The organism is Mycobacterium sp. SMC-21, assembly GCF_045310825.1.
GTDB lineage: Bacteria > Actinomycetota > Actinomycetes > Mycobacteriales > Mycobacteriaceae > Mycobacterium.
The window spans coordinates 43,598-55,445 of record NZ_JBJIAO010000034.1 but is presented as its reverse complement, the minus strand read 5'-3'; the positions used below and the strand labels follow the sequence as shown (position 1 = coordinate 55,445).

The following is an 11,848-nucleotide window of genomic DNA, read 5'->3' as shown; positions in this document are numbered from 1 at the left end:
CCATACCCGACCCACCCGGGTCACAGCCCAACGTAACGCTCAGCAATACGAAGTAACTGCAACTACGAACTTAAGGACCATCATGAAAATTGTTGTCATCGGCGGCCGTGGGCTCATCGGCGCCAAGGTATCGACCATCCTCACCGCGCAGGGCCACGATGTGGTTACCGCGTCCCGCCGGTCGGGTATCGACGCACTCACCGGTGAGGGTCTCGCCGACGCGCTGGCAGGCGCGGATGTCGTCATCGATGTTTCCGACTCGCCATTGTTCGAAGACGAGGCGGTGATGCACTTCTTCACCACAACGACCACGAATCTCCTGGCAGCCGAACGTGCAGCCGGCGTAGGACACCACGTGGCACTGTCGGTCGTCGGGGCGCACACGACGCCTGATAGCGGCTACAACACTGCCAAAGGAGCCCAGGAAAACCGGATCCAGGATTCCGGCCAGCCGTACTCGATCGTTCGCGCTACGCCGTTCTACGAATTCGTGGGCGGCCTGGCCGACTCGGCCACCGATGGGGACGTTGTGACCTTGCCGCACGCCGCGTTTCGCCCGATCGCCGCCGACGATGTGGCGGCCGCCGTGGCCGGTGCCGCTGTTGGCAGCCCCACCAACGGGGTGGTGGAGGTTGTCGGTCCGGAAGCGATTGGGATGGACGACTTTGTCCGCACGGGTCTCGCGGCGGCCGGCGATCCTCGCCGGATCGTGACCGACGCCCGCGCGCCGTACTTCGGGGCAGTGATCGATGATCTCTCGCTCGCGCCAGGCGGCAATGCCACCATCTGCACGACACGCTTCGCCGACTGGCTCGCCGCGAACTCCGTTCGCCACTGCTAGACCCGGGCGGTGGAAAGGAGATCGGCAACCTATGCCTGCTGTGCCACCGGAGCGCGTGAATCCGGCTCGTGTGCGGTGCCCGTCGCGACGGCCGGCGGCTGAAACCGTTGGCCGGGTAGCGCAATGACACCGGCGGCAGCCGCCGCGTAGCACAGTGCCGCGACGACCGTGCACGCCGTGGTGATGCCGCTGAGGAACGAATGTTGCACGGCAACAAGCAGTTCGGGGTGCGCAGTGGCAATGCCGAACGCGGTCGGTACGGAGTTGCCGGCCTCGCTGGCCTTTCCGGTTGCGGCGAACGCGCTGTCGGCGAGGCGGGCACTGAAGATCGAGGAAAAGAGTGAGCCGACGATGGCCACGCCGAGTGTGGCACCCAGCTCGCGCGTGGCGTCGTTGACCGCCGAACCGATACCGGCCCGGGCCGGCGGCAGCACGAGCATGATGGATTCTGTTGCGGGAGTGGAGACCAGGCCGATGCCCAGGCCCATGAGAACCATCTGCGCAACGATGGTGGCCCAGTAGGGGGTATCGGTGTCGATGCTCCCGGCAATCCAGGCCATCGCAGTGCCGAAGGACGCCAGTCCGCTGACCACCACGGCGCGGGTGCCGATGCGTGGGGCGAGCAAGCCGCCGGCGATGGAACCGATCGCGATGGAGCCGGCGACGGGCAGGATGCGGGCGCCGGTCGAGAAGGGGCTGAACCCGCGCAGCACCTGAAAGTACTGCGTGATCAGAAAGATGAAGCCGGACAACGCGAAGAAGGTGACGGCCACCGACGCGCTGGCGGCGCTGAATCTGCGGTCGGCGAACAACCGGACATCGAGCATGGGGTGCTCTGCTGACTGCTCGATCGTCACGAACGCCAGCGTCAGCGCTGCCGCGGCGACAAAGCCGAACAGTGTCGCGGGGCTGTGCCAGCCTCGGGCAGGGGCTTCGATGATGGTGTAGACGAGCACTCCGAGCAATGCGGTCGAGGTGATCAAGCCCCGGATGTCGAGCGGTGGCACGCCCGGGTCGCGTGATTCCGGGACGAGGAAAAACCCGAGAACGACTGCCAGCAGGGCCAACGGGATGAGTGCCCAGAACACGCTGCTCCACGAGAAGTGTTCGAGCAGAAGGCCTCCCGTGACCGGGCCGGCGGCGACACCGACGCCGACCACCGCGCCCCAGCCGCCCAGTGCCGCGGCGCGTTGGCGTCGGTCAGAGAAGGTGTTGGTGATGATCGACAGGGTGGTGGGGAAGATCAGCGCGGCGAAAACTCCCATGCCGAACCGCGCCGCGACGAGGGACCCGGTGCTGGTGGCCAGTGCGCCCATCCCACTGGTGACAGCGAATCCGAGAAGGCCGATCAGCAGCGCCGGCCGGCGGCCGTAGCGGTCCGACAAGCTGCCTGCTGCCAAGACGAGGGCCGCGAAGGTCAGGGTGTAGCCGTCGACGACCCATTGCAGTCCGCGGGTATCGGCGTGCAGTTGGGTCGCGATGCTGGGCAAGGCGACGTTGACGATCGTCACATCGAGATTGATGGCCAGGACTGCTACGTAGACGGCAGTCAGAATGCCCGCCTTGCGGCGCGGGTCGTTTTGTCGGTCTGGGATTGTCATGGCAACCTCCGCTCGGTAGTTGATATAATCAGGTGTACTTTAAAAAATCAAGTGAGTGATGATGAGTAAAGATTACGGCCAGTACTGCGGACTCGCCAGGGCGTTGGACGTGGTGGGTGACAGGTGGAACCTGTTGATAGTCCGTCAGCTCCTGATCGGGCCGGCGCGCTTCGGTGAGCTACGTGAGGGGCTGCCGGGGATCGCGACGAACCTGCTGACCGACCGGCTCCGCGATCTCGAATCCGCCGGCGTGGTGGAACGGCGCCTGTCGGACGGGGCCAACGCGATCACCTACGCCCTCACCGACTGGGGCGCCCAACTTCGCGAGCCGATCTACGCCATGATCCGCTGGTCGCCGCCGCTGATGATCCGCGGTCCAGAAGGCGACAGCTTCCGCGCCGACGGGCTTCTCCTGGCGCTTCCGGCGCTGTTCGCCGGGCGCGTCCCCGGCGACTCGTCGACCGTGGTGGGAATCGTGGTGGACGGCGTCACCGTCCAACTGAGCGCGGCCGAGGCCGGCATCGACGTGGGCTGGCCCGACGGGCGCAAGCTCGACGCCGTGCTGACGGCCGAGGCGCAGATCGTTCTCGGGCTCGCGGCAGGCTTGCTCGCCCTTGACGACGTCGCCCCGCTCGTCGACATCACCGGCGACCTCGCGGCGTTGCGCGTCTTCTTCGACGCGCCCACGTCCGCCGTCGACGTCGCGAAGTGATCGCGGGACGTCAGCGCCGCTGGACCAACAGCGTCTGCGCTGACGTCCCGAAGAAGCCCTGTTCGTCGAACAGCTCGGCCGTCGTCGAGCCGAGGCCGTCGGGGCCGATCGAGCCGCGGGCCCGGAGACAGAACTCCGGGCCGACGGGGGCGCGGTGCAGGTGCACCGTGGTGTCGGTGTTCATGAACATGAATTCGTTCGGATCCAGCGCCGCGCCAACGCCATTCGCGGAATCGACGACCATCGCCAGCTGCTGCAGGTCAGTCGTCTTCTCGTCATCGACCAGCGATATCAGCGGCCGCATCCACACCACCGACGCGTTGGCGTCGTCGGGCTGCGGCACCCAGGTGACGGTCTCCAGATAGCCGGGCCGGCCCTGCCAGTGATGCCGGAAACCGGTGTCGGGCACCCGGGGCATCGGCGGGTACCGATCCAGGACCGCGTCGCGCGTATCGGTCACCGCAAGAAGCCACGCCGACATCCGCGCCACCGCGCGTTCGGAGCCGTCACGCTGCGCGGCCGTCATCTCCGCGGTCATCATGCAGATGCGCGAGCCCGGCCGCGACACCCAGGCCCGAACCGCAACGGGCGCAACGGGAATGGCGCCGAGGATGTCGAGGGTCAGCCGGCCCACCTGCATGCCGCTGCCGGCAGCCAGTTCTTCGATGGACTTGGTCAGCAGTGCCAGCGGCGGTGACCCGTGCTGGATGCTCTCGTCCCAGTTGCTGCCGGTGCCTTCGGTCGATTCGAAGCGCTGCAGATCGCCGTCGGCGTCCAGCCGACGGTAGTAACAGTCGATCATGCGGCCCCGAAGTTCTCGGGCCAGCCGGGGTACGGCGGGGGAGTGCCGCCGAAGGCGGGGCACAGATCCTGGTGCGTGCACCACGAACACAGCTTGGACGGGTTGGGCCGGAAATCACCGGTCTCGCCCGACTTCTGGATGGCGTGCCAGATGGCCATCAGGGTCTTCTCGAACCTTTCCAACTCGGCCAGATCAGGGCTGTAGTCCAGCACCTGACTGTCGGCGAGGTACAGCAGCCGCAGCCGCGCCGGCACCACGCCCCGCAGCCGGAGCAGCGCCACCGCGTAGAACTTCATCTGGAACATGGCCTTGAACTCGGCCAGTGCCCGCGCTTCCGGAGGGGCCTTCCCGGTCTTGTAGTCGACCACGCGGAGCTCGCCGGTCGGCGCGACGTCGATCCGGTCGACGAAACCGCGCAGCAGGGTGCCGTCGGACAACTCGACCTCGACGCGTTGTTCGCAGCTCTGCGGGTCGAAGCGCGTCGGATCCTCGAGCCGGTAGTAACCCGACAGCAGGGCCCGCGCTTCCTTCAGCAGCGTCTCCCGCAGCTCGGGCGCGATCTCCTCGGCCAACTCGGGCTTCTCTGCCACCACGGCGTCCCACGCCGGTGTCACCAGGGACAACGCGGTCTCCGGCACGCGGTCGGTGGCAGGCAGCGCGTACAGCTGCTCCAACGCGGCGTGCACCACCGAGCCGCGCAACTGCGCGGTCGACGGCGGCTCCGGCAGCCGGTCGATGGCCCGGAACCGGTACAGCAGCGGGCACTGTTTGAAGTCACCGGCCCGCGACGGCGACAGCGCCGGCCGCCGGGTGGGCGCAGTGGGGGTGGTCATGCCAGCAGCTTAAGTGGGGGCAACGACAAAGTTGCCGAACCCCGGCCGTCCGCCCGGGCGGGTCGGCTGGCAGGCTGGCCCGGTGAGAATCACCGGACCCTTCACCGTCGGCGACCGCGTCCAACTGACCGACGCCAAAGGCCGGCACTACACGATGGTGCTGGCGACAGGTGGGGAATTCCACACCCATCGCGGCATCATCGCCCACGATTCGGTGATCGACCAGCCCGAGGGCAGCGTCGTGAAATCCACCAACGGCGACCCGTTCCTGGTGCTGCGTCCGCTGCTGATCGACTACGTCCTCTCGATGCCGCGCGGCGCGCAGGTGATCTACCCCAAGGACGCCGCGCAGATCGTGCACGAGGGCGACATCTTCCCGGGTGCAAGGGTTTTGGAAGCCGGCGCGGGTTCCGGCGCGTTGACGTGTTCGCTGCTGCGCGCCGTCGGCCCGGGCGGCTCTGTGACGTCCTACGAAGTGCGCGACGACCATGCGGTGCACGCGGTGCGCAACGTCGAGACCTTCTTCGGCGAACGGCCGGAGAACTGGAACCTGGTCATCGCCGACCTCAATGACCACGACGGTGGCGAGGTCGATCGGGTGGTGCTCGACATGCTCGCGCCGTGGGACGTGCTGGAGACGGTGTCGAAGGCGCTGGTCCCGGGCGGCGTCCTGATCGTCTACGTCGCGACCGTCACGCAGCTGTCGAAGACGGTCGAGGCGCTGCGTGAGCAGCAGTGCTGGACCGAGCCGCGGTCGTGGGAGTCGCTGCAGCGCGGCTGGGACGTCGTCGGACTCGCGGTGCGCCCGCAGCATTCGATGCGGGGCCACACCGCGTTCCTGATCAGCGCGCGCCGCCTCGCGCCGGGGGCGGTGACGCCGCAGCCGCTGCGGCGCAAGCGCAACATCTAGTCCTCGCTGCTGACGAGGCCGCGCCGCGCGGACAGCAGCTCGATCTCCGGGCGTCCCGCAACCTGACGTTCGGCGGCATCGAGCACCTCGACGACGTGATGGCGGTCAGCCGCCACGACCGACACCCCGATGGCCGCCCGGCGGTGCAGATCCTGATTTCCGCTCTCGGCTGCGGACACGTAGAACTTGCGCTGCAGTTCGGCGATGATCGGCCGGATCACCGAGCGCTTCTCTTTGAGTGAGTGCACATCGCCCAGCAACAGGTCGAATTCCAGCCACCCGACCCACATTCGACAGCTCAGCGACCAGGCGTCGGTGCCGCGCCCGACGCGCCCGGTCCGCCGGGTTGTCCCAGCTTGAGCAGCAGGTTGGCGGTTTGCCGGTTCAGCTGCCAGGCGTCCCGGATGGGGCTGAATTCCATGGGGAACGTGAACTTGTTGTCCGGCGCGGCGACCGAACTGATGGTGATCGTGGCGATGATGTCGCCCGGCTGCCCGGCCGACCACAGCAGGTCGGTCGCCGTGACGTTCATCGGGTTGAAGCCGTTGTCGCGAAGCGCCCTGGTGAAGTTGTCGAGCCCGGCCTGGTCCTCGGCGGTGCCGTATTGGATCAGCCCGATCTTTTGTGCCGACGGCACCGCGGGGTCCGCGATCTTGTACAGCACCGCGGTGATCGCGTCGGGTGACGGCAGCGGCGCCGCCTCGGGCGCCTTGGCGTCGGTGGTCAGCAGTGAACGGGGCATCGGGTCGGCCGGCGGCTCGACATGCTCACTGCACCCGGCCAACCCGATCGCCGCCGCGACGACGGCGATCAAGGTCCCTCGGGTCGGATTCACCGGGCTGGTCCTGGCGCCTACTTAACCGACGACAGCAGGGCCATGGCCGAGCCCTTGGACAGTTGCCAGCCGGTGGGGCTGGGGCCGGCGACGAAGGTCAGCGGCTGGGCTGCGGTGGCGCCGGTGGCAGCGGTGGCGGTGACGTTGGCCGTCGCGGTGCCGTCTCCGAGGTCATCGATGTCGGCAACGGCGAAGCTCATGGGGAACACGCCCTGCTTCACGGCGTTGCTGTAGGCCCGGTCGGCGGTGATGGCCTCGAGCCGCCCCACGCCGCCCTGGATGTAGCTGCCCTTGGACCCGGCGAAGCTCCCGGCGGCCGTCAGCCCGTTGAGCGTCGAGACCAGCGACGACTGCAGGCCCGGCGCGGGCGCCTGCGGCAGCGGGACCTGGCGGACGACCGGCGCGACCGCGGTCGACGTGCCGGTGGTCGGGATGGTCGTCTGCGAAGCCACGGTCGTACCGACTGCTGCGGCGCCGACGAGGGCGGTGGCTGCGATGCCGGTGACGAGGGATTTGACGATCACTGCGGTCCTTTCGATGAGCCCGACTCGGGTATGAGGTTAACAGCGCGGTCAGAGGGACACCCGTGTGTCGCAATTCCTTCGACGCCCACGATCGGCAGATCGCCGGTAGCGTTGAGGTATCCGCCGCACCAACTTCCGGTGTGGGAAAGGAGCAGCAAGATGTCTGAAATGGATCGCCCGGACGCCTTCGGCAGCCCGGGCACATCTCGTCAGAACCCCATGTCCAGCACCGATGCCGCCGAGTTGGCGCGGCTTCGCAGCGAGACGGCGGCGCTGCGAGAGCAGCTCACGAACGCGGCTGCGACGCATCGCGGACCGCGTGACGTGCAGCAACTCGAAGCCCGCATCGATTCGCTGACGACCCGCAACGGCAAGTTGATGGACACGCTCAAAGAGGCGCGGCAGCAGTTGCTGGCGCTCCGTGAGGAAGTCGATCGGCTGGGGCAGCCGCCCAGCGGGTACGGCGTCCTGCTGCTCACCCACGACGACGACACCGTCGACGTCTTCACCTCCGGCCGCAAGATGCGGCTGTCGGTGTCGCCGAACATCGAGGTGTCCGAACTCAAGCAGGGCCAGACCGTCCGCCTCAACGAGGCGCTGACAGTGGTCGAGGCCGGGTCGTTCGAGTCGGTCGGCGAGATCAGCACCCTGCGCGAAATCCTGAACGACGGGAAGCGTGCCCTCGTCGTCGGCCATGCCGACGAGGAGCGCATCGTCTGGCTCGCCGAGCCGCTGATCGCGCTCGAATTCCTCGACCCCGAGGTCGCCGAGGTGCTCGAGGGCGTCGACGACCTGGCCGACGAGCGGGCGCGCAAGCTCCGCCCGGGCGACTCGCTGCTGGTCGACAGCAAGGCCGGGTACGCCTTCGAGCGCATCCCCAAGGCCGAGGTCGAGGACCTGGTCCTCGAAGAGGTGCCCGACGTCGCCTACAGCGACATCGGTGGCCTGACGCGGCAGATCGAGTTGATCCGCGACGCCGTCGAGCTGCCGTTCCTGCACAAGGACCTGTACCGGGAGTACGCGCTGCGGCCGCCGAAGGGCGTGCTGCTGTACGGCCCTCCTGGTTGCGGCAAGACGCTCATCGCAAAGGCCGTCGCCAACTCGCTGGCGAAGAAGATGGCCGAGCTGCGCGGCGACGACGCCCGGGAAGCGAAGAGTTACTTCCTGAACATCAAGGGTCCCGAGCTGCTCAACAAGTTCGTCGGCGAGACCGAGCGGCACATCCGCCTGATCTTCCAGCGCGCTCGCGAGAAGGCCTCCGAGGGCACCCCGGTGATCGTGTTCTTCGACGAGATGGACTCGATCTTCCGTACCCGTGGCACCGGCGTCAGCTCCGACGTCGAAACCACCGTGGTGCCACAGCTTCTCAGTGAGATTGACGGTGTCGAAGGCCTGGAGAACGTCATCGTCATCGGCGCCTCCAACCGCGAGGACATGATCGACCCGGCCATCCTGCGGCCCGGCCGCCTGGACGTGAAGATCAAGATCGAGCGGCCGGACGCCGAAGCGGCGCAGGACATCTTCAGCAAGTACCTCACCGAGGAACTGCCGGTGCACGCCGACGACCTCGCCGAGTTCAACGGCGATCGCGCGCTGACCATCAAGGCCATGATCGAGAAGATCGTGGACCGGATGTACGCCGAGATCGACGACAACCGCTTCCTCGAGGTCACCTACGCCAACGGCGACAAGGAGGTCATGTACTTCAAGGACTTCAACTCCGGTGCCATGATCCAGAACGTCGTGGACCGGGCCAAGAAGTACGCCATCAAGTCGGTGCTGGAAACCGGGCAGCGCGGTCTGCGGGTGCAGCATCTGCTGGACTCCATCGTCGACGAGTTCGCCGAGAACGAGGACCTGCCCAACACCACCAATCCCGATGACTGGGCACGGATTTCAGGTAAGAAGGGCGAGCGGATCGTCTACATCCGCACGCTGGTCACCGGCAAGAGTTCGTCGGCCAGCCGGGCCATCGATACCGAGAGCAACCTGGGGCAGTACCTGTAACAGGACAGCAGGTGTGGGGGCCGTGCGCGCAATACTCCGGAATTGCGCACACGGCCCTCACGCATGTCTGAGGTCGGCGAGGTAGCGGTCCCGTGCGTCGAGCCGGCGGCGCAGGCTGTCGACCTGTGGGTCGACGAACTCCGCGCGGTACTCGGCATCGGTCGTGGTGCGCGCGGTGATGTACATGAAGGTCAGGGCGCCCAGGAAGAGCGTCGTCTGGATCAGCGACTCCGGAATGGGCAGCGTCATGCCGAAGATGGTGCCGTCGGGCGAGCCGTTGCCCCGCGTCCATTCCGCCAGCAGCTTCGGGCTGATCAGGATCAGGCCGAGCACCAGGAAGATGAAGGCCGTCACCAGCGCGACGATCAGCAGCTGCAGCACCTGCGACATGGCCAGGACGAACACCACGTTGACACGTTCGATGCGCGACAACGGGATTCGGTGCTCGGGCGCGGGTAGGTGAACGAACGGCGTGTCGGCCAGTACCGCGTTCTGGGTCTCGGGCGCGTCGGGCGCCGCCGCCGTCAGGATCGGCCGGACCCGGTCGATGGTGGTCGCGATGACGAACGCCACGGCGATCAGCGCCAGGAAGCCCAGCGCGGACCACAGCCGGGCCCGGCTGACGATGGCCGCCATCAGCCAGACGTAGGTGTTGAAGAACACCAGCACCGTCAGCAGCATGATCGGCAGGGCCCGCACGAAGAGGCTGCCCACGAGCGTCAGGTTGTGCGCCGTGGTGTCCAGGGCCCAGCCGAGGATCGAGCCGATTCCGGTCGCGGTACAGACCAGGATGACGGCGACGATCACGCCGACGTAGATCAGGTTGCCGCCGACTTTCGGACCGGGACCGCCGAGCACCGTGCCGACGGCACACACGGCCACCGATACCGCGGCCACGCCGGCACGATTGCGCCACGACGCGATGCGCGACACCAGCCAGCCCGCCAATGCGGCCACCGGCGCCACCAGCAGGAGTAACGCCAGGACGAACCACTCGGTCCGGGTGGGCTGCGCCTCGATGTTGATGGTGTGTTTGCCGGTGACGGCGGTGACGAGGATCGAGTTGGCCATGAACACCGCGAACGCGGCCAGCGCCGGGGCCGAGCGTTGCCACAGCCGTCGCACCAGCGCCCCTGGACGCAGCACCGCGGGCAGCCCGCGCCGCAGAAACCAGGTCTCGGCGGCGACCCGGTCTGCCGGTGATGTGGTCATGCGGCTAATCGTCGCGTATCGACAGCCGTCTAGTCTTGGCGGCATGCAACGGATCATCGGAACAGAGGTCGAATACGGCATTTCGTCGCCGTCTGATCCGACCGCGAACCCGATCCTCACGTCCACCCAGGCGGTGCTGGCGTACGCGGCCGCGAGCGGCATCCAGCGGGCCAAGCGCACGCGGTGGGACTACGAGGTCGAGTCTCCGCTGCGCGACGCGCGTGGCTTCGACCTGAGCCGCTCCACGGGCCCGGCCCCGATCGTCGACGCCGACGAGATCGGCGCGGCCAACATGATCCTCACCAACGGCGCCCGCCTGTACGTCGACCACGCCCACCCGGAGTACTCCGCTCCCGAGGTCACCGACCCGATGGACGCGGTCATCTGGGACAAGGCCGGCGAACGCGTCATGGAGGCCGCGGCCCGCTATGTCGCCAGCGTCCCGGGCGCGGCCAGGCTGCAGCTGTACAAGAACAACGTCGACGGCAAGGGCGCGTCGTACGGCACGCACGAGAACTATCTGATGAGCCGGCAGACGCCGTTCAACTCGGTGATCGCCGGGCTGACGCCGTTCTTCGTGTCGCGTCAGGTCGTGACGGGTTCCGGCCGGGTCGGCATCGGGCAGTCGGGGGATGAGCCGGGATTCCAGCTGACGCAGCGTGCCGACTACATCGAGGTCGAGGTCGGACTCGAGACGACGCTCAAGCGCGGCATCATCAACACCCGCGACGAGCCGCACGCCGACGCCGACAAGTACCGCCGGCTGCACGTCATCATCGGTGACGCCAACCTGGCCGAGACCTCGACGTACCTCAAGGTGGGCACCACGTCGCTGGTGCTCGACCTCATCGAGTTCGGGCCGGCCGAGGGCATCGACCTGTCCGACCTGGCGCTGGCGCGGCCGGTGCACGCGGTGCACGTCATCAGCCGGGACCCGTCGCTGCGCGCGACCGTGGCGCTGGCCGACGGCCGCGAGCTGACGGCCCTTGCCTTGCAACGCATCTACCTGGACCGGGTGGCCAAGCTGCAGGAGCGGCGCGACCCCGATCCGCGCGCCGACCACGTCCTCGAGACCTGGGCGCACGTGCTGGACCTGCTGGAGCGTGATCCGATGGAATGCGCCGACCTCCTCGACTGGCCGGCCAAGCTGCGCTTGCTGGAGGGCTTCCGCCAGCGGGAGAACCTGAGCTGGAACGCCCCGCGCCTGCACCTCGTGGACCTGCAGTACTCCGATGTGCGGCTGGACAAGGGTCTGTACAACCGCCTGGTGGCGCGCGGCTCGATGAAGCGGCTGGTCACCGAGCAGCAGGTGCTGGACGCGGTGGAGAACCCGCCCACCGACACCCGGGCCTACTTCCGTGGCGAGTGCCTGCGCCGGTTCGGGGCGGACATCGCCGCGGCCAGCTGGGACTCGGTGATTTTCGACCTCGGCGGCGAGTCGCTGGTGCGGATTCCGACGCTGGAACCGCTGCGCGGAAGCAAGGCCCACGTCGGTGCGTTGCTCGATTCAGTGGACAGCGCGGTCGAGTTGGTGGAGCAGCTCACGACGTAACTGCTTGTGTTCCCGGGGA

General features: G+C 67.6%; 12 protein-coding genes. 5 read left to right on the top strand and 7 right to left on the bottom strand.

All coding sequences use genetic code 11. The features are described 5' to 3' along the window. Nucleotides 1-82: 82 nt before the first annotated feature. Entirely contained in the window at nt 83-841 is a 759-nt protein-coding gene (locus ACJH6H_RS23830; RefSeq protein ID WP_061001624.1) for an SDR family oxidoreductase, read from the top strand. 29 nt (nt 842-870) lie between these two features. Here the strand turns inward: ACJH6H_RS23830 and ACJH6H_RS23825 are convergent, their stop codons facing one another. Then, entirely contained in the window at nt 871-2,442 is a 1,572-nt protein-coding gene (locus ACJH6H_RS23825) for an MFS transporter (protein WP_406775946.1), read from the bottom strand. 61 nt (nt 2,443-2,503) lie between these two features. Here ACJH6H_RS23825 and ACJH6H_RS23820 point away from each other — a divergent pair, with 61 nt between their 5' ends. Next, the gene (locus ACJH6H_RS23820; RefSeq protein ID WP_267325016.1) at nt 2,504-3,154 is read left to right on the top strand and encodes a helix-turn-helix domain-containing protein; all 651 of its coding nucleotides are present in this window, start codon (nt 2,504-2,506) and stop codon (nt 3,152-3,154) included. Nucleotides 3,155-3,164: 10 nt separating this feature from the next. Here the strand turns inward: ACJH6H_RS23820 and ACJH6H_RS23815 are convergent, their stop codons facing one another. Both ACJH6H_RS23815 and ACJH6H_RS23810 read right to left on the bottom strand, forming a co-directional pair. After that, complete coding sequence (locus tag ACJH6H_RS23815) at nt 3,165-3,956, bottom strand: thioesterase family protein (RefSeq protein WP_293021198.1); 792 nt, start codon at nt 3,954-3,956, stop codon at nt 3,165-3,167. Then, the gene (locus ACJH6H_RS23810) at nt 3,953-4,789 is read right to left on the bottom strand and encodes a RecB family exonuclease (protein WP_061001621.1); all 837 of its coding nucleotides are present in this window, start codon (nt 4,787-4,789) and stop codon (nt 3,953-3,955) included. The genes ACJH6H_RS23815 and ACJH6H_RS23810 overlap by 4 nt, the downstream gene beginning before the upstream one ends. 82 nt (nt 4,790-4,871) lie before the next feature. Here ACJH6H_RS23810 and ACJH6H_RS23805 point away from each other — a divergent pair, with 82 nt between their 5' ends. Then, the gene (locus ACJH6H_RS23805; RefSeq protein ID WP_406775945.1) at nt 4,872-5,699 is read left to right on the top strand and encodes a tRNA (adenine-N1)-methyltransferase; all 828 of its coding nucleotides are present in this window, start codon (nt 4,872-4,874) and stop codon (nt 5,697-5,699) included. Here the strand turns inward: ACJH6H_RS23805 and ACJH6H_RS23800 are convergent. From ACJH6H_RS23800 to ACJH6H_RS23790, 3 genes are read right to left on the bottom strand one after another with little or no spacing between them, the layout of a single operon-like run. Beyond that, nucleotides 5,696-5,989, bottom strand: a complete 294-nt coding sequence (locus ACJH6H_RS23800; RefSeq protein WP_138248709.1) for a DUF503 domain-containing protein — start codon at nt 5,987-5,989, stop codon at nt 5,696-5,698. The genes ACJH6H_RS23805 and ACJH6H_RS23800 overlap by 4 nt on opposite strands. 8 nt (nt 5,990-5,997) lie before the next feature. After that, nucleotides 5,998-6,534, bottom strand: coding sequence for a hypothetical protein (locus ACJH6H_RS23795; protein ID WP_061001619.1), 537 nt, complete (start codon nt 6,532-6,534; stop codon nt 5,998-6,000). Between the two features lie 17 nt (nt 6,535-6,551). After that, nucleotides 6,552-7,058 carry a hypothetical protein gene (locus tag ACJH6H_RS23790; protein ID WP_406775944.1) on the bottom strand — a complete coding sequence of 169 codons (507 nt, stop codon included), beginning with the start codon at nt 7,056-7,058 and terminating at the stop codon, nt 6,552-6,554. 168 nt (nt 7,059-7,226) lie between these two features. On the opposite strand from ACJH6H_RS23790, the gene arc reads away from it, so the two are divergent. Beyond that, nucleotides 7,227-9,065 (top strand): proteasome ATPase, encoded by a 1,839-nt coding sequence (gene arc / locus ACJH6H_RS23785; protein ID WP_374704280.1) that lies wholly within the window; start codon nt 7,227-7,229, stop codon nt 9,063-9,065. Nucleotides 9,066-9,122: 57 nt separating this feature from the next. On the opposite strand, the gene ACJH6H_RS23780 is transcribed toward arc, so the two are convergent. Continuing rightward, the gene (locus ACJH6H_RS23780; RefSeq protein ID WP_406775943.1) at nt 9,123-10,277 is read right to left on the bottom strand and encodes a hypothetical protein; all 1,155 of its coding nucleotides are present in this window, start codon (nt 10,275-10,277) and stop codon (nt 9,123-9,125) included. A 43-nt stretch (nt 10,278-10,320) separates the two neighbouring features. Here ACJH6H_RS23780 and dop point away from each other — a divergent pair, with 43 nt between their 5' ends. Then, nucleotides 10,321-11,829 (top strand): depupylase/deamidase Dop, encoded by a 1,509-nt coding sequence (gene dop, locus ACJH6H_RS23775; protein ID WP_406775942.1) that lies wholly within the window; start codon nt 10,321-10,323, stop codon nt 11,827-11,829. The last annotated feature ends 19 nt before the right edge of the window (nt 11,830-11,848 follow it).